The following is a 22,786-nucleotide window of genomic DNA, read 5'->3' on the forward strand; positions in this document are numbered from 1 at the left end:
ATGGCAAGGCCGCTTTCAGTTGCGATCGTCGGTGCCGGCATGGGCGGGCTTGCGACCGCTGCGGCGCTGCGGCGCGTCGGCATCGATGTCATGTTCTACGAGCAGGCCTCCCAATTCGCCCGCATTGGCGCGGGCATCCAGATCGGCTGCAACGCCATGAAGGTGTTACGCGCGCTGGGGCTGGAGGCGCGGATGCGCGAGCACGCGTTCTATCCGCGCTCCTGGAACAACCGCGACTGGAAGAGCGGCGACATCAAGTTCGACATGATCTTCGGCGAGAGCGCGGAAGAGAAGTTCGGCGCGCCTTATCTGCTCGCGCATCGCGGCGATCTGCATGCGGCGCTGGCGAGCGTGGTGCCGAACCAGTTCGTGAAGCTCAACCAAAAGCTGGTCGGTCTCGACGAGGCCGGCGAGGGGGGCCGGCTAACTTTTGCGAATGGCACCAGCGCCGTTGCCGATGCCGTGGTCGGCGCGGACGGCGTTCATTCGGCAGTGCGCGACATCCTGTTCGACACCGCACCGGTCGAGTTCACCGGCCGCATCGCCTACCGCACCACCTATCCGGCCGCGCTGCTCGGCGCTGAGACGATCGACGACTGCACCAAATGGTGGGGCGAGGACCGCCACATCGTGATCTATTACGTCAAGCCTGATCGCAGCGAAGTCTATCTCGTCACCAGCCAGCCCGAGCCGGACTTTCGCATCGAGTCCTGGTCGGCGAAGGGCGACGTGCGCGATCTGCGCGCCTCGTTCGAAGGCTTTCGTCCGCAGGTCGGGCAGGTGCTCGCGGCGTGCCCCGAGCACAAATGGGCGATCATGGATCGCGAGGCGCTCGAGCGCTGGGCCGACGGCAAGGTGACGCTGCTCGGCGATGCCTGCCATCCGATGACGCCCTACATGGCGCAGGGCGCGGCGATGGCGATCGAGGACGCCGCCGTGCTCTCGCGCTGCCTCGATGGCGTCGACCGCGACGGTGTTGCAGGCGCATTCCGCCGCTTCGAGGCGACGCGCAAGGAGCGCACGACGCGCGTGCAGGAGACCTCGCGCGCCAACATCTGGCTGAGGGAGAGGACCGATACGAGCTGGGTCTACGGCTACGACGCCTGGTCGGTGCCGCTGGCGGCCTGAGCCGCCTGCTCGCAGCGAGTGCATGCTGCGCGGCGAAGCTGCGCTCCCTCGCCCCGCTTGCGGGGAGAGGGCTGGGGTGAGGGGGACTCTCCGCGGGGGCGGTGAGAGTTGGACTCGCGGAGAGTCCCCCTCACCCGGATTGCATCTTCGATGCAATCCGACCTCTCCCCGCAAGCGGGGCGAGGTAAGACTGCCGCGATTTACCACCCTCGTCGGTCTCTGCGGCCTCATCGCCTTCGCGATTATCTGGGCGCAGCTCCTGAACGAATTTCCAAGATCGCAGCTTTACTGAGACGCCTCATCCAGCGCCGCGAGCCGCTCGGCCTCGGCGATGTCCTCGACCGTGTTGGCGTTGAAGAACGGATCGAGCGGCTCGGCCGGCCACGTCACCGTCGCGAGCGGATAGCGTGCGGTCCAGCGGTCGATCTTGCGCAGGTCCTCGACGACCAGCGCGTGGCGCAGTTCGTCGCGCAAGGCAACGCGCCACAGCCCGATCACCGGATGCGACTGGTCGCTTGATGCGGCGACCGCGAGCTGCGCGCTCTCCCGCTCACGGGCTTCATGCAGGCGCGCGACGAGATCGCGCGGCAGGAATGGGCAGTCACCGGCGGCGCTGAGCACCCATGCAATCTCCGGCCGGTTCGCCGCGGTCCAGTCGAGCGCGGCGAGGATGCCGGCGAGCGGGCCGGGAAAGCCGGGTACGTCGTCGGCGATCACCTGCAAACCGAATGCGGCGAAACGCGCGGGATCGCCGTTGGCGTTGAGGACCAGACCGCTGCACTGGGGCGAAAGGCGTGCGATCACGCGCTCCAGGATGGTGCGTCCGCCGATGGTGCGCATCGGCTTGTCGCCGCCGCCCATGCGTCGCGCGAGACCGCCGGCGAGCAGCACGCCTTGCGTTGCCGGAATTTCAGTCGTCACCACCTTCACCCTTGCGCTTGTGCTTGGCCGACTCTTCCTCGACGTAAGCGAGGTTCTGGTCGTAGACGATGCGTTCCTCGCCCGCGAGCGCGATGAAGCGTTTGCCGCGGGTGCGGCCGACCAGCGTCAGGCCCACCTGTCTTGCGAGATCGACGCCCCAGGCGGTGAAGCCGGAGCGCGACACCAGGATCGGAATGCCCATGCGCACCGTCTTGATCACCATCTCCGAGGTGAGACGGCCCGTGGTGTAGAGGATCTTGTCGCCGGCATCGACGCCGTGGCGGTACATCCAGCCCGCGATCTTGTCGACGGCGTTGTGGCGGCCGACGTCCTCGGTGTAGCAGAGCGGCTCGCCCTCCTTGCAGAGCACGCAGCCATGGATCGCACCCGCCTCCAGATACAGCGACGGCATGGTGTTGATGGTCTGCGTCATCTGGTAGAGCCAGGAGGTGCGCAGCTCCGCCTTCGGCAGCGCGACGCTCTCGACCGCTTCCAGCAGATCGCCGAAGGCGGTGCCCTGCGCGCAGCCCGAGGTCTGCGTGCGCTTCTTCAGCTTGGCCTCGAAATTGGTGTTGTGCTCGGTGCGTACGACGACCACCTGGAGATCGTCGTCGTATTCGACCTCGGTGACCGCGTCATTATATTTCAGCATGTTCTGGTTGAGCAGATAGCCCAGCGCCAGATACTCCGGATAGTCGCCGATCGTCATCATGGTGACGATCTCCTGGGAGTTCAGGTAGAGCGTCAGCGGCCGCTCCATCGGCACCTTGATCTCGACTTTGGCGCCGGTCTGGTCGGTCCCGGTCACGCTCTGGGTCAGGCGCGGGTCATCCGGGTTGGGGACGATCAGGGGCACCGGGGCTTTGTCGATCTTCATCATGGCCACGACGTTAGCATGACATTCGGGTCAAGCCGATATAAGCATGCTGGCGGAAAGCGAAAATGCCGCCTCGTCGTCATTGCGGGTGCAGCGAAGCAATTCAGGAATGCCCCCGCGGAGACAGTCTGGATTGCTTCGCCACGCTCGCAATGACGGTGGAGAGAGCGGTTCCACCAAAGACCCAGTCGCTCGCGGAGACGGATCGGTTATGAAAGTCATCGGCCTTGCAGGCTGGAGCGGTGCGGGCAAGACCACGCTGTTGACGCGGCTGATCCCGCATTTCAGCGCGCAAGGCCTGCGCGTCTCCGTCATCAAGCATGCGCATCACCAGTTCGACGTCGACGTGCCCGGCAAGGATTCCTGGCGCCATCGCGAGGCGGGTGCCGCCGAGGTGCTGGTTGCCTCGTCAAGCCGCTGGGCCCTGATGCACGAACTGCGCGGGGCCGCGGAGCCGCGGCTGCCGGAACTCCTGAGCAAGCTGTCTGCGGTCGATCTCGTCGTGGTGGAGGGTTTCAAGCGCGAGCCGCACCGCAAGATCGAGGTCTATCGTGCCGGCAATGGCAAGCCGTTGCTGTTTCCCGACGATCCCGGAATTGCCGGGATCGCGACCGATGCCCCGATTGACACCCGGCTGCCGACCGTCCATCTCGACGATATCCCGGCCGCGGCGGCGCTGCTGTTGCGTGCGGCGATGCCGGTCGAGGAAGCGGTCGCGAAAAGCGTTGCGATGCGCTGACGAGGCACCATGGCGCAACTGTCTGACGATTGCTTTGCCTTTGGCGGACCGATGATGTCGGTCGACGAGGCCGTTGGCCTGATCACGACGCGCGTCAACGCGATTGCCGATCTCGAAACCGTGGCGCTGGTCGATGCGGACGGGCGCGTGCTGGCCCGAGACATCGCCGCGCCGCTGCCGTTGCCACCCTTCACCAATTCCGCCGTCGACGGCTATGCCGTGCGCAATGCCGATCTTCCGGACAGCGCGGAACGGGCGTTCCCGCTCGATGGCCGCATCCAGGCCGGCGGCCCTGTTCAGGCGCCGATCAAGCCCGGCCACACCGCGCGCATCTTTACGGGCGCGCCGATGCCGCCGGATGCCGGGACCGTCTTCATGCAGGAGGATGTCCGCATCGATGACGCCGGCAAGGTCGTGCTGCCGCCGGGGCTGAAGCCAGGCGCCAATGTCCGCCCTGCCGGCGAGGACATTCCCGAAGGGCACGTCGCGCTGCGCGCCGGCCAGCGGCTGCGGCCACAGCATGTCGCGCTTGCCGCGGCGTTCGGCCTTATCAGGCTCGACGTCGTCAGGCGCATCCGCGTTGCGGTGTTCTCGACCGGCGACGAGCTGGCGTCGCCGGGCGAGCCGCGCGCCGCCTCGCAGCTGTTCGACTCCAACCGCTTCATGCTGATGGCGATGCTGCGCCGGCTCGGCTGCGAGGTCAGCGATCTCGGCATCTTGCGTGACGAGCGGACCTCGCTTGCCGATGGCCTGAAGCAGGTTGCAGGCAGCCACGACCTGATCCTCACCACCGGCGGCGTCTCGACCGGCGAGGAGGATCACGTCAAGGCGGCCGTCGAGAGCATCGGCTCGCTGGTGCTGTGGCGGATGGCGATCAAGCCCGGCCGTCCGGTGGCGATGGGCATCATCGGCGGCACGCCGCTGATCGGCCTGCCCGGCAATCCCGTCGCGAGTTTCGTCACCTTCGTCCATGTGGTGCGGCCGACGGCGCTGGCGCTGATGGGTGGTTTGCCGGAACCGCTGTTGCCGATCCCGGTGCGCGCGGCGTTCGTTTACAAGAAGAAGATCGGCCGCCGCGAATATCTTCGTGCCTCGTTGCGGCGCGGAGAGGACGGCGCGCTGGAGGCAATCAAGTTCCCGCGCGAAGGCGCCGGGCTGTTGTCGTCGCTGGTCGAGACCGACGGCCTCGTCGAGCTTGGCGAGGACATCACGCGTGTCGAGCCAGGGCAGGACGTGGGTTTCCTGTCCTACGCCGATCTGCTCTGACGGGTTGCGTTGACGGCACGGACCGGCCCCGCCATGTTGCGCCCATGACCAGAACCACGCTCGATCTCACCGGGCTGAAATGCCCGCTGCCCGCCCTGAAGACGCGCAAGGCGCTCAAACCGTTACAGCCGGGCGATCAGCTCGAGGTGTACTGCACCGATCCCCTGTCGGTGATCGACATTCCGAACCTGATTCGCGAGACCGGCGACAAGGTGGAGATCACCGAGCGCAACGACGCGCGCATCGTGTTTCTGATAGAAAAGACGAATGGCTCGATAGCAAACGCAAATGATGCGCTGCGTTCTTGAGAGCGTTACCGCGCTGATACCAACCATTTGTCTATCGACATAGATCATGGCTTCTGCCCAAATTGACTTTCTCCGTGCAGGCGCGGAGGTTGAGTCTTGTCTGTGATACGCGGATCAACGGGCCGCAGACGAAGCTTGCACGTCGTATCGGGCATAGGGCCCCGCTCGAGGGGTTAACGTTTCGGACGCGCGTGACGATCCTGGCGCGCGTTGGATGATTGTGCGGAGCAGCTGGGACAATTGGCTGCATCCCACCGGGCTGAGGATTGGGATCGTAGTGGCAGGCCGCTCAGAAGGGTGGCTTTAGGGGAGGAATGTATGTCTACTATTGAGAGCGCTGGGACACTTTCGGGCGCCGGCGCTGGTTTTCTTGATCGTGAGCGGACCATCGCGACCGCCGGCTTCAATCGCTGGCTGGTGCCGCCTGCGGCGCTGTGCATCCATTTGTGCATCGGCATGGCCTACGGCTTCTCGGTGTTCTGGCTGCCGCTGTCGCGCGCGATCGGGTTGAACGCGCCGAAGGCGTGCCCCGATATCTCGCTGTTCCAGGAGTTGTTCTCCACCACCTGCGACTGGAAAGTCGCGAGCCTGGGCTGGATGTACACGCTGTTCTTCGTGCTGCTCGGCGTTTCGGCCGCGATCTGGGGCGGCTGGCTCGAGCGGGTCGGTCCGCGCAAGGCCGGCTTCGTTGCCGCGTTGTGCTGGTGCGGCGGCCTGTTTCTCGGCGCGATCGGCATCTACACCCACCAACTCTGGTTGATGTGGCTGGGCTCGGGCGTGATCGGGGGCATCGGCCTTGGCCTTGGCTATATCTCACCAGTGTCGACGCTGGTGAAGTGGTTTCCGGACCGCCGCGGCATGGCGACCGGCATGGCCATCATGGGCTTCGGTGGCGGCGCCATGATCGGCGCGCCGCTGGCGAACCTCTTGATGAACTACTTCAAGACCCCGACCTCGGTCGGCGTTTGGGAGACCTTCGTCGCGATGGGCGTCATCTACTTCGTGTTCATGATGATCGGCGCGTTCCGCTATCGCTTGCCGCCGCCCGGCTGGCAGCCCGAGGGCTGGACCCCGCCGTCCAAGGCCAACGCGATGATCTCGAAGAACAACGTTCATCTCAACGACGCACACAAGACGCCGCAGTTCTGGCTGATCTGGTGGGTGCTCTGCCTGAACGTGTCGGCGGGTATCGGCGTGATCGGCATGGCTTCGCCGATGCTCCAGGAGATCTTCGCCGGTAAGCTGATCGGCCTGCCGGACATCGGCTTCAACGCGCTCGATGCCGGGCAGAAGGCGCAGATCGCCGCAATCGCCGCGGGCTTCGCCGGATTGCTGTCGCTGTTCAACATCGGCGGCCGCTTCTTCTGGGCGTCGCTGTCGGACAAGATCGGGCGCAAGAACACCTACTACACCTTCTTCATCCTCGGCATCGTGCTCTATGCGCTGGCGCCGACCTTTGCGGCGATGGGCTCGAAGCTGCTCTTCGTGCTCGGCTTCGGCATCATTCTGTCGATGTATGGCGGCGGCTTCGCGACCGTGCCGGCCTATCTCGCCGACATGTTCGGCACGCAGTTCGTCGGCGCCATCCACGGCCGGCTGCTGACGGCATGGTCCACCGCGGGCATCATCGGCCCCGTCGTGGTCAATTACATCCGCGAGTTCCAGCTCGCGGCGGGCGTGCCGCGCGACCAGCTCTACAACACCACCATGTACATCCTGTGCGCGATGCTGATCGCGGGCCTGATCTGCAACTACCTGATCAAGCCGGTCGATTCGAAGTGGCACATGAAGGAGGCCGATGTCGCCAAGTTGCAGGCGGCGAGCGCCAGCGCCGCCGCGGCGGGGCCGCACGGCTCCTACGGCATCGGGTTTGGCGGGCTTGACGCCAAGGCGGCGCTGTTCTGGGCCTTCGTCGGCATTCCCTTAGCTTGGGGTGTCTGGAAGACGCTGGAGAGCGCGATCAAGATATTCTGATCGCCATCAAGATAGCCGCGGGATGCTCATCATCGCGTCCCGCGGCGTTCGCCCTTCAGACATCATCGAGACTGGGACTTAAGGGGATTTAAATGCTTCGCACCCGAATTTGCCTTGCGGCCGTGTTGCTGGTCGCCGGCCTTCATGCCGCGTCCGCGCAAACCGCGGCGGCGCCTGCCACCACAGCACCGGCCGCGACGACGGAGGCCAAGCCGGGCAAGATCAAGCTCACCATGCAGAAGCTGAAGGACATGAAGGCGAAGTGGTCCGCCAACAAGCCGAAGCTTAAGGCCTGCCGCGCCGACGTGAAGTCCAAGGGCCTCGCCGGCGACGACCGCTGGTTCTACATCGAGGAGTGCATGAACAAGACCTGAGGTCGGGTTCCACGAACAGTTCGAGGTGAGGGGCGTGGGGCTTGTTGGCCGCATGCCCCTTAAATGCTTATCGGAACGGATGAATTCTCTTGGCATCTGGTATGCCAAGAGCTAGACTTGGACGTGTTCTAAAGAAGGTTGACGAGACTCATCGATGAGCCACGACGTGCACGAGGTCCGCTCGTTCGAACATCCGGGCGAGGGACGGAAGCGAGCCAAGGCCACGCCCAAGGGGCGGCAGGTCGATCCCACCGCCGCGCACGAGATCGAGCAGTTGCTCGGCGATCGCCCGCGGCGGCGCGACCTCCTGATCGAATATCTCCACCTGATCCAGGACAAATATCACCAGATCTCGGCGGCGCATCTCGCCGCGCTTGCCGACGAGATGAAGCTCGCATTCGCCGAGGTGTTCGAGACCGCGACTTTCTACGCGCATTTCGACATCGTGAAGGAAGGTGAGCCTGATATCGCGCCGCTGACGATCCGCGTCTGCGATTCACTGACCTGCGCGATGCTCGGGGCCGAGAAGCTGCTCGCGGATTTGCAGAGCGCGTCGGGTCCCGGCATCCGCGTCGTGCGCGCGCCCTGCGTCGGCCGCTGCGACACCGCACCGGCCGCGGAAGTCGGACACAACTTCGTCGATCATGCGACCGTCGCCAATGTGATGGCGGCCGCGAAGGCCGGCGACACCCACTCGCATCTGCCCGAATATGTCGGCTACGACGCCTATGTCGCGGGCGGCGGCTACAAGCTGCTCAACCGCCTGCGCTCGGGCGAATTGCCGAAGGATGATCTGCTGAAGGCGCTCGACGACGCCTCGCTGCGCGGCCTCGGTGGCGCCGGCTTCCCGACGGGCCGCAAATGGCGCGCGGTGTTGGGCGAGCCCGGCCCGCGGCTGATGGCGATCAACGGCGACGAGGGCGAGCCCGGCACGTTCAAGGATCGCGTCTATCTCGAAAGCGATCCGCATCGCTTCATCGAGGGCATGCTGATCGGCGCGCATGTGGTGCAGGCCTCCGACGTCTACATCTATCTGCGCGACGAATATCCGGCCTCGCGCGAGATCCTGGAGCGCGAGATCGCAAAGCTGCCCGCGGGCGGCCCGACGCTGCACATGCGCCGCGGCGCCGGCGCCTATATCTGCGGCGAGGAATCTTCGCTGCTCGAGAGCATCGAGGGCAAGCGCGGCCTGCCCCGGCACAAGCCGCCTTATCCGTTCCAGGTCGGCCTGTTCGGCCTGCCGACGCTGATCAACAACATCGAGACGCTGTGGTGGGTGCGCGACATCGTCGAGAAGGGCGCCGATTGGTGGAAGGGCCACGGCCGCCACGAGCGTCATGGCCTGCGCAGCTTCTCGGTCTCTGGCCGTGTGAAAAATCCCGGCATGAAGCTCGCGCCATCAGGCATCACCGTGCGCGAGCTGATCGACGAATATTGCGGCGGCATGGCTGACGGCCACACCTTCTACGCCTACCTGCCGGGCGGCGCGTCCGGCGGCATCCTGCCGGCGTCGATGGACGACATCCCGCTCGATTTCGGCACGCTGGAGAAATACGGCTGCTTCATCGGCTCGGCCGCGATCGTGATCCTGTCGCAGAAGGACAGCGTGCGAGCAGCGGCTCTGAACCTGATGAAGTTCTTCGAGGACGAGAGCTGCGGCCAGTGCACGCCGTGCCGCGTCGGAACCCAGAAGGCGGCGCTGCTGATGCAGAAGCCGGTCTGGAACCGCGCCTTGCTGGAAGAATTGAGCCAGGCGATGCGCGATGCCTCGATCTGCGGGCTCGGACAGGCGGCATCGAATCCGCTTACCACCGTGATCAAATATTTCCCTGACGAGTTCAAGGAAGCGGCCGAATGACCAAAATCACGTTCGAGCTCGACGGCAAGCAGGTCGAGGCCAGTCCCGGCGAGACGATCTGGCAGGTCGCAAAACGCCATGGCCGCGACATCCCGCATCTGTGCTATTCGCCCGCACCCGACTATCGCCCCGACGGCAATTGCCGCGCCTGCATGGTCGAGATCGAGGGCGAGCGCGTGCTCGCCGCGTCCTGCAAGCGCACGCCGTCGGTCGGCATGAAGGTGAAGACCGAAAGCGCGCGCGCGGTTTCGGCGCAGAAGATGGTGATGGAGCTGCTCGTCGCCGACCAGCCGGCGCGCGAGACCTCGCACGATCCGGATTCGAAGTTCTGGCACTGGGCCGAGACCATCGGCGTCACCGAGAGCCGCTTTCCCGCCGCCGAGCGCTGGGCGACCGACGCCAGCCATCCGGCGATGCGCGTCAATCTCGATGCCTGCATCCAGTGCGGCCTGTGTGTGCGCGCCTGCCGCGAGGTCCAGGTCAACGACGTCATCGGCATGGCCTACCGCAATCATGGCTCGAAGATCGTGTTCGACTTCGACGATCCCATGGGCGAGTCCACCTGCGTCGCCTGCGGCGAATGCGTGCAGGCCTGCCCGACCGGCGCGTTGATGCCGGCCGTGATGCTCGACGAGAAACAGACCCGCGTCACCTATGCCGACAGGAAGGTGGACTCGCTCTGCCCGTTCTGCGGCGTCGGCTGCCAGGTCACCTATGAGGTCAAGGACGAGAAGGTGATCTATGCGGAGGGCCGCGACGGTCCCGCCAACCGCAACCGTCTCTGCGTCAAGGGCCGCTTCGGCTTCGACTACATCCACCATCCGCATCGCCTGACCAAGCCGCTGGTGCGGCTGCCCAATGCGAAGAAGGATGCCAACGACCAGGTCGATCCGGCCAATCCCTTCACCCATTTCCGCGAAGCGAGCTGGGATGAAGCGCTCGACATCGCCGCCAACGGTCTCGTCAAGATCCGCGATACCAACGGCGTGAAGGCGCTGGCCGGCTTCGGTTCGGCCAAGGGCTCGAACGAAGAGGCCTATCTGTTCCAGAAGCTGGTGCGCACCGGTTTCGGCTCCAACAATGTCGACCACTGCACCCGGCTCTGCCACGCCTCGTCGGTGGCGGCGCTGTTCGAAGGTCTCAGCTCGGGCGCCGTGTCGGCGCCGTTCTCCGCGGCGATGGACGCCGAGGTGATCATCGTGATCGGGGCGAACCCGACCGTGAACCATCCGGTCGCCGCGACCTTCATCAAGAACGCGGTCAAGCAGAATGGCGCCAAGCTGTTCGTGATGGACCCGCGCCGGCAGGCGCTGTCGCGCCATGCGACAAAGCATCTGCAGTTCAAGCCCGGCTCCGACGTCGCCATGCTGAACGCGATGATCAACACGATCATCACGGAAGGCCTGACCGACGACCAGTACATCGCCGGCTACACCGAGGGCTTTGAGGACCTCAAGGAGAAGATCAAGGAATTCACGCCGGAGAAGATGGAAGCGATATGCGGCATCCCGGCGCAAACGCTGCGCGAGGTTGCGCGCACCTATGCGCGGGCAAAGTCGTCGATCATCTTCTGGGGCATGGGCATCAGCCAGCATGTCCACGGCACCGACAATGCGCGCTGCCTGATTGCGCTCGCGCTGATCACCGGCCAGGTCGGCCGCCCCGGCACCGGCCTGCATCCGCTGCGCGGCCAGAACAACGTGCAGGGCGCCTCCGACGCCGGCCTGATCCCGATGTTCCTGCCGGACTACCAGCCGGTCGGCCGCGACGACTTGCGCGGCGCCTTCGAGAAGCTGTGGCAGCAGGATCTCGATCCCGTGCGCGGCCTCACCGTGGTCGAGATCATGAACGCGATCCATGCCGGCGAGATCAAGGGCATGTATATCGAGGGCGAGAACCCCGCGATGTCGGACCCCGATCTCCAGCATGCGCGCCACGCGCTCGCCATGCTCGACCATCTCGTGGTGCAGGATCTCTTCGTCACCGAGACCGCGTTCCACGCCGACGTCATCCTGCCGGCCTCGGCCTTCGCCGAGAAGGAGGGCTCCTTCACCAACACCGATCGCCGCGTTCAGCTCGCGCGCCAGGTGATCAAGCCGCCGGGCGATGCGCGGCAGGACCTCTGGATCATCCAGGAGATCGGCAAGCGCATGGGCCTGCCGTGGAATTATGCCGGGCCCGGCGATGTCTACACCGAGATGGCAGAGCTCATGCCGTCGCTCAAGAACATCAGCTGGGAACGGCTGGTGCGCGAAGGTGCCGTCACCTATCCGGCGGACGATCCGAACAAGCCGGGCAACGAGATCATCTTCACCACCGGCTTCCCGACCGCGAGCGGGCGCGGCAAGATCGTGCCGGCCCACATCATCCCGCCGGACGAGCTTCCCGACGCCGAATATCCGATGGTGCTCTCGACCGGCCGCGTGCTTGAGCATTGGCACACCGGCTCGATGACCCGCCGCGCGCAGGTGCTCGACCAGATCGAGCCGGAGGCGGTCGCCTTCATGAGCCCGAAGGACATGCGCAAGAAGCAGATCGCGCCGGGTGACTTCATTCGCCTGGAGACCCGCCGCGGCGCCGTCGAGGTCAAGGTCCGCTCGGACCGCGACGTGCCGGAGAACATGGTGTTCATGCCGTTCTGCTACGCGGAAGCGGCCGCGAACCTCCTGACCAACCCGGCGCTCGATCCGTTCGGCAAGATCCCGGAATTCAAGTTCTGCGCGGTCAGAGCCGAGCGCGCCGAGATGCGGGACGCGGCGGAGTAGGAGCGGCGGGCTCGCCGGTCTTTTGGCGGCACAATGCCTCCAAATATGCGGTGTCGTCCCGGCGAAGGCGGGGCCCATACCGCGAGGTGTCTCGTTAGCGGATGGTGAGCGTACCGAACGACGGGTCTTCGCCAAACTCCTGCCTGTGGTTATGGGTCCCGGCCCCCCGTGCGCAATTGCGCACTAGGCCGGGACGACGCCGAGGTTGTGGTGCATGCGTGCACCCACGTCGCCGACGTTTCGCTCCCCGCAATGACAGTGCTAAATTTCGCCCATGTCCAAAGTCACTCCCGCCACACGTGCGCTCGCGGCCGCCGGTGTTGCCTTCACCGTGCACGCTTACGACTATGATCCCGATGCCGAGAGCATCGGGCTCCAGGCCGCCGCCGCGCTTGGCGAGAATCCCGCGCGCGTCTTGAAGACGCTGATGGCGCTCGTCGACGGCAAGCCGGTCTGCGTGATCGTTCCATCCGACCAGGAAGTCTCGATGAAAAAGCTCGCCGCGGCGGCGAGCGGCAAGTCGGCGCAGATGATGAAGCCGCCGGAAGCCGAGCGCGTCACCGGCTTCAAGGTCGGCGGCATCAGCCCGTTCGGGCAGCGCAAGCCCGTGCGCACCGTGATCGAGCAGAGTGCGCTCGCGCATGACTACGTCTATCTCAATGGCGGCCAGCGCGGCTTGCAGGTGCGGCTCAAGCCCGCCGACGTCCGGGATGTCTCGAAAGCGGTCGTTGCGGATGTGCTGGCGTGAAGGCGACGGAGCGGGATCATGAGGTGGGCCCGGCTGCTGTGGCTCGCGGCTCTGCTCGGCGCCTGCTTTCCGGCTGAGGCGCATCAGGTCAACCTTGCGACGGCGCGCGTGGCGCTGACCGGCGATCGCACGGTGACCGTCGAGCTGGGACTGAAGGGCAGCGACGTCGATCGCCTGATCGGCACGAAGATTTATGATGCGAGGCAGGATGCGGTCGATCCGGCCGCGGTCGAAGCGGCCAGGACCGCCATCCTTGTCTATCTCGACGGGCATCTGGCCGTGGCAGGCGGCGGCACGGCTTGCGCTCCAGCTGCTGCGGCGCTCCTCCCGGACGGCGATGGCGTCGTCTATCGCAACAGTTTCGCCTGCGCGACCACGGCCGGCGATATCGTCTATCGCTCCACCGTGCTGACCGAGAAGGACAAGGCTGCGCGCCAGATCGTGCTGATCGCGGAGGGCAGGTCCGAGGCGCAGGCCCTGCTCGACGCCGGCAACACGACGGTCGCGCTCTCGACGGCGCCGCCATCGCAGTCCTCGACCATGCAGCGCTATCTCGTCGCCGGCATCGAGCATATCTTCCTCGGCTACGATCATGTCGCGTTTCTGGTCGCAGTCATGCTCTGGGCGCGCCGGCTCGTTCCGGTCATCAAGATCGTTACCGCCTTCACCATCGCTCACTCCATGACGTTGTCGCTGGCGGCGTTGAATGTCCTCGTCATCCCGGGCCGCATTGTCGAGCCTGCGATCGCGGCCTCGATCGTGTTCGTGGCGGTGGAGAATCTTGTCTCGCGCGATATCGACAAGCGCTGGCGCGTGGCCTTTCTGTTCGGCCTGATCCACGGCTTCGGCTTTGCCGGCGCGCTTCGGCAGATCGGCTTGCCGCCGGATGCCATCGTCCCGGCGCTGGCCGCCTTCAACGTCGGCGTCGAGATCGGGCAGATTGCGATCGTTGCGGTGATGCTGCCGATGCTCGGCCTGTTGGACCGGCTGACCAGTGCCGGCCGGACCGAGCCGGTGCGAACCGCGAAGCTCGTCTACACGGTGTCCGCAATCATCAGCCTGCTCGGGGGCTATTGGCTGCTGACGCGCGTGTTCGAGGCGTGATCGGGCGGACGATCGGCCTATTGCTTCTGCAACAATTTCAGCCGGCAGCGCAGCGCCTCGCGGATGTGCGCGCGCGCGAGCTGTTCGGCCCTGTCGCCGTCGCGCGCGGCGATGGCGTCGATGATGGCCTGGTGCTCGCCGTGGCTGGTCGTGGGACGTCCCGTCACCGTGAAGGTGGTCGGGCCGAGCAGGGCGATCCAGTCCTGCAGTTCGCGGGAGGCGTTGTCGAGATAACGGTTGCGCGCGGCGCGGCAGATTGCCTCGTGGAAGGTGCGGTTGAGCCTTGCCATCTCGGTGGCGTCGGTCTCGGACGCCTCGACAAAGGTCTGCTCGATGTCCCTGAGCGCGTCGATCTCCGTCGCCGAGGCGTGCTCGGCGGCAAGCCGCGCGGCGGCGCCTTCCATGATCTCGCGCATGGCGTAGAGCTCGAGCACCTCGGAGATGTCGAGGTTGCGGACGATCAGGCCGCGGCCGCCGGCGGGCTCGACGAAGCCGCGTGCCGCGAGGCGGCCCAGTGCTTCGCGAACCGGCGTGCGACTGACCTTCAGCCGCTGCGCCACCTCCTCCTCCCGCAGGCGATCGCCCGCGCGGTAGCTGCCGGCCTGGAGCGCTTCGCACAGTGAGCGGAACACGGCTTCGCCCAGCGCGACGCCCGCGCCGCGCGCGATGGATCCTGCCTTTGCCGGGCGTCTGGTCATGCATCCTCGAAGCGCCAAGCGCATCCTGCCCATGCAGAGATGCCGCTTGCGCAGCCTCTGTATATCTTTGTATACAAAAGTACGCAATGGCGGACTGATTGACCAAGGCCGCCGGCGGGCAGAATGTTTCCAACTTCGTCGCATCGGACAGACGGCATGAGCAGCAAATACGACGTGCTGGTGATCGGCGGCGGCAATGCGGCACTGTGCGCGGCGATTGCGGCGCGTCGTGGCGGCGCCTCGGTGCTGGTGCTCGAAGGCGCGCCAAAATTCTATCGTGGCGGCAACACCCGCCACACCCGCAACATGCGCTGCGCCCATGACGCGGCCACCGAAATCCTGACCGGCCCTTACACCGAAGAGGAGTTCTGGGAGGACCTGCTGCGCGTGACCGGCGGGCAGACCGACGAAGTGCTGGCTCGCCACATGATCCGCGAATCCAAGGACATCCTGAACTGGATCGTGGAGCAGGGCGTGCGCTGGCAGCCCTCGCTCGGCGGCACGCTGAGCCTCGGCCGTACCAACTCCTTCTTCCTCGGCGGCGGCCGCGCGATGCTGAATGCGCTCTACCTCACCGCCGAGCGGCTCGGCGTCGATGTCGAATACGATGCCGAGGTCATCGACCTCGTGATCGAGGACGGCATGTTCCTGGCCGCGCGCCTCAAACGGCCGATCAGGGGCGAGACCGAGATCCGCGCGACGTCGCTGGTCGCCGCGGCCGGCGGGTTCGAGGCCAACATCGAATGGCTGAAGCAATATTGGGGCGAAGCGGCCGACAATTTCCTGATCCGCGGCACGCCCTATAACCGCGGCTCGATCCTGAAGATGCTGCTCGACAGCGGCGTGCAGGAGGTCGGCGATCCCACCCAGTGCCATGCGGTGGCGATCGACGCCCGCGCGCCGAAATTCGACGGCGGCATCATCACCCGTCACGACTCCGTTGTGTTCGGCATCGTCGTCAACAAGCACGCCCAGCGCTTCTACGACGAGGGCGAGGACATCTGGCCGAAGCGCTATGCGATCTGGGGCCGGCTGGTCGCGGCACAGCCCGACCAGATCGCCTACATCATCTTCGATTCGACTGTCGTCACGAGCTTCATGCCGACGCTGTTCCCGCCGATCGCCGGGCAGACGGTGGCCGAGCTCGCCGGCAAACTCGAGCTCGATCCGGCCGCGCTGGAAAAGACCGTCACCGAGTTCAATGCCGCGGTGCGGCCCGGCACCTTCGATCACACCATCCTGGACGACTGCCGCACCGCGGGCATCACGCCGCCGAAGACGCATTGGGCGCGGCGGATCGAGACACCGCCCTATCTCGCCTATCCGGTGCGGCCCGGCATCACCTTCACCTATCTCGGCACGCGTGTGACCAGGGAGGCGCGGATGCTGATGGCTGACGGCAAGCCGTCGGCGAACATGTTCGCGGCCGGCGAGATCATGGCCGGCAATGTGCTCGGCAAGGGCTATGCGGCGGGCATGGGCATGACCATCGGCAGCGTGTTCGGGCGGATCGCAGGACGGGAAGCGGCACGCCATGCGAAGAACTAGAATGAAGAAAAGACACAGGGAGGAACCATGTCACGCATTGCCATTGCGTCGATCACGGCACTGCTGATCGTCGGCCACGCCCACGCCGCCGAGCCGATCACCCTGCGCGACATGGGTTCGTTCCATGTCGGTGGGCGTCTTGTCGAAATCTCCGGCAAGCCGGTGAAGGAGGTCGTGTTCGCGCCTGGCGGCGTACCGGCCAAGGTCGATCCCAACGGCACTTATCAGGTCGAGCAGATGTACGTGCAGTATTTCCTGCCGGCGAACGAGAACGGTGCCTATCCGCTGCTGATGTGGCATGGCGGCGGACTGACCGGCGTCACCTACGAGACCACGCCTGACGGACGCGAAGGCTGGCTGAATTATTTTCTGCGCAAGGGATGGGCGGTCTACAATTCCGACGCGGTGGAGCGCGGACGCGCAGGCTGGGCGCAATACCCCGACATCTTCAAGAGCGAGCCGGTCTTCCTCACCACAGCCAATCCGTTCGAGCGTTTCCGCATCGGCGATGGGCCAAATTCCTACGATCCCGATCCCGCCAAGCGAAAGGTGCTGCCGGGCAACCAGTTTCCCGTCGAGGGCTACGAGAATTTCGTCAAGCAGAACGTGCCGCGCTGGACCACGACTGATGATGCGACCATCGCCGCCTATATCGCCGAGATCGATCGCGTCGGCCCCTCGGTGATCCTGTTCCACAGCCAGGCTGGCAGCTTCGGCTTCAAGGTCGCGCAGGCCCGGCCTGACAAGGTCAAGGCGCTGATTGCGATCGAACCGGCCGGCATCGGTGATCCCGCCAGGGCGGATGTGCTGAAGAACATTCCGACCCTCATCATCTACGGCGACTATATCGAGCGCGACTCGCGCTGGCCCAAGATCCGCGCCAACGGCATCGCCTTTGCGGACGCCATCAAGGCGGCCGGGGGCAGCGTCGACATCGTCGATCTCCCGCAGGCCGGCATCAAGGGCAATTCGCATATGGTGATGATGGACAAGAACAATCTCGAGGTCGCAGCCCTGATCCAGAAATGGCTCGAGGGAAAGGGCCTGACGAAGTAAAGCCATGCACGGAACCCAAATTTTGGACGAAGCCGATCGCCTGATGACGGTCTGCAATTCCTGTCGCTATTGCGAGGGATTGTGCGCGGTGTTCCCGGCGATGGAGATGCGCCGTGCGTTCTCCGACGGCGACCTCAACTATCTCGCCAATCTCTGCCATGCCTGCGGCGCCTGCTACGTCGATTGCCAGTTCTCGCCGCCGCACGAATTCAACGTCAACGTCCCGAAGACGCTCGCGGTCGCGCGGGCGGAGTCTTATGCGGCCTATGCCTGGCCACAGGCGCTGTCCGGCGCCTTCGCGCGCAATGGCCTCGTCATCAGCATCGTCGCTGCGCTCAGCATGGCAGCCTTCATCCTCGGTTTCGCCGCCCTGAACGACCGTAGCGTGCTGTTCGGCGTTCATACCGGGCCGGGTGCGTTCTACAAACTGATGCCGCACAACGCGATGGCCGCGCTGTTCAGCGCCGCGTTCCTCTATGCCATCCTCGCGCTGGTCATGAGCGTGCGCGCCTTCTGGCGCGATATTGGCACGCCGATCGGCGGCCGCGCCGACGGCGGCTCGATTGTCCAGGCGATCCGCGATGCCGGTGAGCTGCGCTATCTCCATGGCGGCGGCGTCGGCTGCTACAACGAGGACGACAAGCCGACCGACCGGCGCAAGCTTTTCCATCACCTGACGTTCTACGGTTTCCTGCTGTGCTTTGCCGCGACGTCTGTCGCGACGCTGTATCACTATCTCCTCGGACGCGAGGCGCCGTATCCGTGGTGGGATCTACCCGTCGTGCTCGGCGCGCTCGGCGGCATCGGCCTCATCGTCGGGCCGATCGGCCTGTTCGTCGCGAGATTGCGCAGGGCGCCGGAGCTGCTCGACGAGCAGCGCTACGGCATGGATGTCGGCTTCATCGCCATGCTGTTCCTGACGGGTCTCACCGGCATGCTGCTTCTGATCCTGCGCGAGACGGCCGCCATGGGGCCGCTGCTGGCGCTGCATCTCGGCGCGGTGTTCGCGCTGTTCATCACCATGCCCTACGGCAAGTTCGTGCACGGCATCTATCGCTTCGCGGCGCTGGTGCGCTATGCACAGGAACGGCGGACGGCGCCGTGACCCGCTACGCCGACTGAAAACGGCCTTCGCGCAGGAAGGCGATCGTCTGTGCGATCGCGGCGGCGTGACGCGGCAGCCCGGTGTGGGATGCCTTCACCACGACGTGGTCGGCCATGCCGGCCAGCATCGCGCTTTGCACCGAGACCCGGCCGTCGTTCGGCTTCGGCAGGACGAAGAGGCCGGCGACGGGATCGATGAAGCGGCTTCCCGCGATCACGCCGACGGGATAGTCCACGGCGGGCAGGGCGTCCGGCCGGGCCACAGTGGTGAGCTCGAGTCCGGCGGGGCCGTAGAATGCGCGGTAGAGGCGATATCCGCTCAGGAGATCGGCGACTTCGCTGCCGCCGTTCGGCGTGCCCAGCATCACGATTCCGGCAAGCCGGGCCGGCCGGTATTTTGCGATGTAGGTGCGCGCCACGAGGCCGCCCATCGAATGCGCGACGAAATGCAGCGGCGCGTCACGTTCGGCCAAGCCGATGATGGCCGGATGGATGTCGTCCGCAAGCGCTGCGATCGGCTTGCTGCGGCTGGCATAGTCGACGTTGAGCGTCGCGAACCCGTTCGCCTGAAGGGCTCGTTCGAGCCTGGTCAGGGATGCCGAGGTGCGCGCGATGCCGTGGAGCAAAACCACTCCCGGGCATCGCGCGCTGTCTGTTCCAGGCGCCTCGTGCATCCGGCTTACGCCACCTCGCGCTCCGGTGCGGACGCCTGCTCACGGGCCATCGTCGTTGCCGTGACATAGTCGGTCTTGCCGGTGCCGAGCAGCGGCACCTTGTCGACCACCATGATCGCGGCGGGAACGGTCAGCTCGGAGGCGCCGATCGCCTTGGCCTGGCCTTGCATCGCGCTGCGCTCGGCGTTCTTTTCCGTCGTCAGCAGCACGATGCGCTCGCCCTTGCGCGGGTCGGGGATCGACACGGCGACCGAGCCGGCCTGCGGCCACAGCGTCGCTGCGATGCTTTCGACCGCCGACAGCGAGACCATTTCGCCTGCGATCTTGGCAAAGCGCTTGGCGCGGCCCTTGATGGTGATGAAGCCGGCCGCGTCGATTGCCACGATGTCGCCGGTGTCGTGCCAGCCCTCCGCGAGCACTTCGAGCACGCCGGGATTTTCGGCCCGCAAGTAGCCGAGCATCACGTTCGGTCCGCGCACCGAGAGGCGGCCGCCTTCCTCGATGCCGGGGACCGGATCGAGGCGGCTTTCCATCAGCGGCGACAGGCGGCCGACGGTGCCGGGGCGGTTGGCCATCGGCGTGTTCATCGCCAGCACCGGCGCCGTCTCGGTGACGCCATAGCCTTCGAGGATACGGATGCCGTAGCGCTCCATGAACACCTGCCGCGTGCGATCCTTGACCGCTTCGGCGCCGGCGATCACGAGACGCAGGGTGCGGAAGTCGTAGGCATGCGCCGAGCGGGCATAGCCGGTGAGGAACGTATCGGTGCCGAACAGGATCGTGGCGCCGGTCTGGTAGATCAGCTCCGGCACGATCCGGTAGTGCAGCGGCGAGGGGTACATGTAGATCGGAATGCCCGCGAGCAGCGGCATCATCATTCCGCCTGTCAGCCCGAAGGAATGGAACACCGGCAGCACGTTGAACACCTTGTCGTTGGCGTTGGCATCGACGCGCGCCAGCGCCTGTGCGGCGTTGGCAAGGATGTTGCGGTGGGACAGCACCACGCCCTTGGGCGTGCCTTCCGAGCCCGACGTGAACAGCACGACGGCCGGATCGTTGGCTTGGCGGGTGACCCGCGGCGTGGTGCCCGCGAGCAGGCCCTTGATCTTGTCGGCCAAACCGATGGAGGCGCGGACGTCCTCAAGATAGACGATTCGGGCCTCCGCGGAGATCGCGGCCATCAGCTTGTCGAGCTTGCCCTTCTCGATGAAGGCCTTCGACGTCAGCACGGTCTTGACCTGCGCGGCCTTCATGGCGGCAAGCACGTTGACCGGGCCGGCCGAAAAGTTGAGCATCGCCGGCACCCGGCCGATGTTTTGCAGCGCCATGAAGACGACGGCGACGCCCGCGGAATTCGGCAGCAGCACGCCGACATTCTCGCCGACGGAAGTGCCGTTCTCCAGCTTCCGGCTCAAGACCTGCGCGCCCAGGATCAGCTTGCGATAGGTCAGCTTGGTGCCGAGTGCGTCCTCGATGATGACCTTGCCGGTGTCGCGGTCGCGATAGGCGTGTCCGAGCGCTTCGAACAGCGTGTGATCGAGCATGGCGTTCTTGACGAGAGCGTCGATCATCACGTCCTGGAGCGCGGCGCCGGCGGCATTGCGGCGCGCCTTGCCCTTCAGCGACGGATCGACCGGCAGCTTGACCGGCGGCAGGATCGTGACCGTCACCCGCGGAAACCACGAGCGCTTGATCTGGCTGCTGTCGAGGTAGCTGAGATGCGAGCGCTGCGCGCCTTCGATGCGCACCGGCACGACCACCGCGTCGGCCTTGTCGGCGATCATCGCGGTGCCGTCATAGACCTTCATCAGCGAGCCGGAGACGGTGATGCGTCCCTCCGGGAAGATGACCACCGGCTCACCGGCGGCAACCAGCTTGATCAGGTCGCGCGCGGCGAGCGGCTTGGTCGGGTCCATGGTGTAGTGCTTGACCACCCGCAGGAACGGCTTGGCCCACCAGGCCTTGGAGATGCCGGTATCGACCGCGAAGCTCGCGTCGATCGGCAGCACGGCGTGCAGGAGCGGGCCGTCGATCAGGCTGACATGGTTCGGCGCGATCAGCATGCGCGTGCCTGATGGCGGCAGGTTCTCGAGCCCGCGAACCTCGGTGCGGAACAGCGCGCGGAACAAGAGCCTGCCGAAGTCGCGCACGCCTTCCTTGCCCCACTTGGTCAGCACGAACCACACCGCGCCGAAACTGGCGACGCCGAGGCCGAAGAAGATCCAGCCAATATGGAGACCAGCCGCCTGCAACAGCGCGACGAACAGCGAGCCGACCACCATGAAGGCGGCTTGCAACACGTTGCCGGCGGCGATGATGCGGGCGCGCTCGGACGGTGCCGACCAGGCCTGCACGGCAGCGAAGGAGGGAACGACGAACAAGCCGCCGCCGAATGCAAAGGCGACGAAGTCGATCAGCATGCGCAGGCCCGCGAACGAGGTTGCGAAATCGAGCGCGGTGATCTCGTGTCCCTTGCTGGTCACGCCGATGGCCCAGGCGAGGTCGAGGCCGGCAAATCCCATGATGATGGCGCCGATCGGCACCAGCGCGAGGTTCGGGCGAACGTGGCTCAGTTGCGCCGCGAACAGCGAGCCGATGGCGATGCCGATCGCGAAGATGGCCAGACACAGCGTCACCACGCCTTCGGTGCCGCCAACGACCTCCTTGACCAGCGCCGGCAGCAGCGACAGCACGATGGCGCCGACCAGCCAGAACCAGGAGACGATCACGGTGCCGTCCCACAGCCGGTGGTCGGCGTGCAGCGTCTTGAGGAGGCTGAGCGTCGAGGTCCAGGGATTGGCGTTGACGGGCAGGTCGGGTGCGGAGGGCGTTGTCTGCGGAATGCGGGAAGCGAAAGCCCAGGACAGCAGGGCCAGCACGACCACGGCCGAGGCGACCCAGCCCATATGGGCGGAGCCGGCCACGAACTGGCCGCCGGCAACGGTGCCGAGCAGGATGGCCATGAAGGTCGCGCCTTCCACCAGCGCGTTGCCGGTCGCGAGCTCGCCGAGCTCGAGCTGGTCCGGCAGCATGGAATATTTCACGGGGCCGAACAGGGCGGCGATGATGCCGAACAGCGCGAGCGCTGCGAACAACAGCGGCACCGAGTGCAGGAAGAAGCCGGCGGCGGCAAAGCCCGCGGCGAAGATCTCGGCGAATTTGAGCCGCCTTGCGACGACGGATTTGACGTATTTGTCGGCGAGCTGTCCGCCGAGCCCGGACAGGATGAAATAGGGGAAGATGAAGACGGCGCCTGCCACCGTCACCAGGGCATCGCCATGGCCGGTCGCGGCGCTGTAGAGCAAGATGATGACGAGTGCGTTCTTGAGCACGTTGTCATTGAGCGCCGAGAAGAATTGCGCCCAGAACAGCGGCGCGAAGCGGCGTGACGACATCAATTCCCTGATCATGACTAGTCCTGTTTTGGAAAGGCAGCCTGAGGTTGTTTCGGTGGCGGTAAAAGCGTCACGACCGGAAGGGCATGGGACGAACGATTGCAGAGTGACGATTGTCGTCGGCCTGCCTCTGTCCCCTCGATCCCTCCGATCCTGTTGGTCTCCAAATGGTCTCGTTAGGTTCGCAAATTTCCGGTTGCGGCCGCGTCGGCTTTGGGTGGAAGGGCCGCGCTGACCCGGATATGCGAC

General features: G+C 65.6%; 18 protein-coding genes. 13 read left to right on the forward strand and 5 right to left on the reverse strand.

Annotated features, from left to right (window positions below):
- The gene (locus XI09_RS34235) at nt 1-1,128 is read left to right on the forward strand and encodes an FAD-dependent monooxygenase (protein ID WP_271570796.1); all 1,128 of its coding nucleotides are present in this window, start codon (nt 1-3) and stop codon (nt 1,126-1,128) included.
- A gap of 285 nt (nt 1,129-1,413) precedes the next feature.
- On the opposite strand, the gene mobA is transcribed toward XI09_RS34235, so the two are convergent.
- Together mobA and fdhD are read right to left on the reverse strand one after the other, a co-directional pair.
- The gene (gene mobA / locus XI09_RS34240) at nt 1,414-2,058 is read right to left on the reverse strand and encodes a molybdenum cofactor guanylyltransferase MobA (protein ID WP_271570797.1); all 645 of its coding nucleotides are present in this window, start codon (nt 2,056-2,058) and stop codon (nt 1,414-1,416) included.
- Nucleotides 2,039-2,929 carry a formate dehydrogenase accessory sulfurtransferase FdhD gene (gene fdhD, locus XI09_RS34245; protein WP_167771373.1) on the reverse strand — a complete coding sequence of 297 codons (891 nt, stop codon included), beginning with the start codon at nt 2,927-2,929 and terminating at the stop codon, nt 2,039-2,041. The genes mobA and fdhD overlap by 20 nt, the downstream gene beginning before the upstream one ends.
- A gap of 208 nt (nt 2,930-3,137) precedes the next feature.
- Between fdhD and mobB the strand changes: the two genes are divergently transcribed.
- The 9 genes from mobB to XI09_RS34290 all read left to right on the forward strand — a co-directional run bounded on the left by mobB (nt 3,138) and on the right by XI09_RS34290 (nt 14,062).
- Nucleotides 3,138-3,665: a molybdopterin-guanine dinucleotide biosynthesis protein B gene (mobB, locus tag XI09_RS34250; RefSeq protein WP_135177827.1), complete on the forward strand. Its 528-nt coding sequence runs from the start codon at nt 3,138-3,140 to the stop codon at nt 3,663-3,665.
- A gap of 9 nt (nt 3,666-3,674) precedes the next feature.
- Nucleotides 3,675-4,931 carry a molybdopterin molybdotransferase MoeA gene (locus XI09_RS34255; RefSeq protein ID WP_271570798.1) on the forward strand — a complete coding sequence of 419 codons (1,257 nt, stop codon included), beginning with the start codon at nt 3,675-3,677 and terminating at the stop codon, nt 4,929-4,931.
- A gap of 44 nt (nt 4,932-4,975) precedes the next feature.
- Entirely contained in the window at nt 4,976-5,239 is a 264-nt protein-coding gene (locus XI09_RS34260; protein WP_271570799.1) for a sulfurtransferase TusA family protein, read from the forward strand.
- 318 nt (nt 5,240-5,557) lie between these two features.
- Nucleotides 5,558-7,213 carry an OFA family MFS transporter gene (locus XI09_RS34265; RefSeq protein ID WP_271570800.1) on the forward strand — a complete coding sequence of 552 codons (1,656 nt, stop codon included), beginning with the start codon at nt 5,558-5,560 and terminating at the stop codon, nt 7,211-7,213.
- Nucleotides 7,214-7,305: 92 nt separating this feature from the next.
- Nucleotides 7,306-7,587: a hypothetical protein gene (locus XI09_RS34270; protein ID WP_011085103.1), complete on the forward strand. Its 282-nt coding sequence runs from the start codon at nt 7,306-7,308 to the stop codon at nt 7,585-7,587.
- Nucleotides 7,588-7,741: 154 nt separating this feature from the next.
- Nucleotides 7,742-9,445: an NADH-ubiquinone oxidoreductase-F iron-sulfur binding region domain-containing protein gene (locus XI09_RS34275; protein WP_271570801.1), complete on the forward strand. Its 1,704-nt coding sequence runs from the start codon at nt 7,742-7,744 to the stop codon at nt 9,443-9,445.
- Nucleotides 9,442-12,210 carry a formate dehydrogenase subunit alpha gene (gene fdhF, locus XI09_RS34280; protein ID WP_271570802.1) on the forward strand — a complete coding sequence of 923 codons (2,769 nt, stop codon included), beginning with the start codon at nt 9,442-9,444 and terminating at the stop codon, nt 12,208-12,210. The genes XI09_RS34275 and fdhF overlap by 4 nt, the downstream gene beginning before the upstream one ends.
- A 274-nt stretch (nt 12,211-12,484) precedes the next feature.
- Nucleotides 12,485-12,958: a Cys-tRNA(Pro) deacylase gene (ybaK, locus tag XI09_RS34285; protein ID WP_092187870.1), complete on the forward strand. Its 474-nt coding sequence runs from the start codon at nt 12,485-12,487 to the stop codon at nt 12,956-12,958.
- 18 nt (nt 12,959-12,976) lie between these two features.
- The gene (locus XI09_RS34290) at nt 12,977-14,062 is read left to right on the forward strand and encodes a HupE/UreJ family protein (protein ID WP_271570803.1); all 1,086 of its coding nucleotides are present in this window, start codon (nt 12,977-12,979) and stop codon (nt 14,060-14,062) included.
- A 17-nt stretch (nt 14,063-14,079) separates the two neighbouring features.
- Here XI09_RS34290 and XI09_RS34295 read toward each other — a convergent pair whose 3' ends face one another.
- On the reverse strand, nt 14,080-14,760 hold the full coding sequence (locus XI09_RS34295) for a GntR family transcriptional regulator (RefSeq protein WP_271570804.1): 681 nt from the start codon (nt 14,758-14,760) through the stop codon (nt 14,080-14,082).
- 156 nt (nt 14,761-14,916) lie between these two features.
- On the opposite strand from XI09_RS34295, the gene tcuA reads away from it, so the two are divergent.
- Genes tcuA through tcuB form a run of 3 tightly spaced genes read left to right on the forward strand, consistent with a single transcriptional unit; the run spans nt 14,917 to nt 18,469 of the window.
- Complete coding sequence (gene tcuA, locus XI09_RS34300) at nt 14,917-16,308, forward strand: FAD-dependent tricarballylate dehydrogenase TcuA (protein ID WP_271570805.1); 1,392 nt, start codon at nt 14,917-14,919, stop codon at nt 16,306-16,308.
- Between the two features lie 27 nt (nt 16,309-16,335).
- Nucleotides 16,336-17,364, forward strand: coding sequence for an esterase (locus tag XI09_RS34305; RefSeq protein ID WP_271570806.1), 1,029 nt, complete (start codon nt 16,336-16,338; stop codon nt 17,362-17,364).
- 4 nt (nt 17,365-17,368) lie between these two features.
- Entirely contained in the window at nt 17,369-18,469 is a 1,101-nt protein-coding gene (gene tcuB / locus XI09_RS34310) for a tricarballylate utilization 4Fe-4S protein TcuB (protein ID WP_271570807.1), read from the forward strand.
- A 4-nt stretch (nt 18,470-18,473) separates the two neighbouring features.
- Here tcuB and XI09_RS34315 read toward each other — a convergent pair whose 3' ends face one another.
- Together XI09_RS34315 and XI09_RS34320 are read right to left on the reverse strand one after the other, a co-directional pair.
- On the reverse strand, nt 18,474-19,142 hold the full coding sequence (locus XI09_RS34315) for an alpha/beta fold hydrolase (protein ID WP_271570808.1): 669 nt from the start codon (nt 19,140-19,142) through the stop codon (nt 18,474-18,476).
- A 5-nt stretch (nt 19,143-19,147) separates the two neighbouring features.
- The gene (locus tag XI09_RS34320) at nt 19,148-22,552 is read right to left on the reverse strand and encodes an acyl-[ACP]--phospholipid O-acyltransferase (RefSeq protein WP_271570809.1); all 3,405 of its coding nucleotides are present in this window, start codon (nt 22,550-22,552) and stop codon (nt 19,148-19,150) included.
- Nucleotides 22,553-22,786 lie beyond the last annotated feature (234 nt).

Origin of the sequence: Bradyrhizobium sp. CCBAU 11386, assembly GCF_028128955.1 — a bacterium.
Classification (GTDB): Bacteria; Pseudomonadota; Alphaproteobacteria; order Rhizobiales; family Xanthobacteraceae; genus Bradyrhizobium.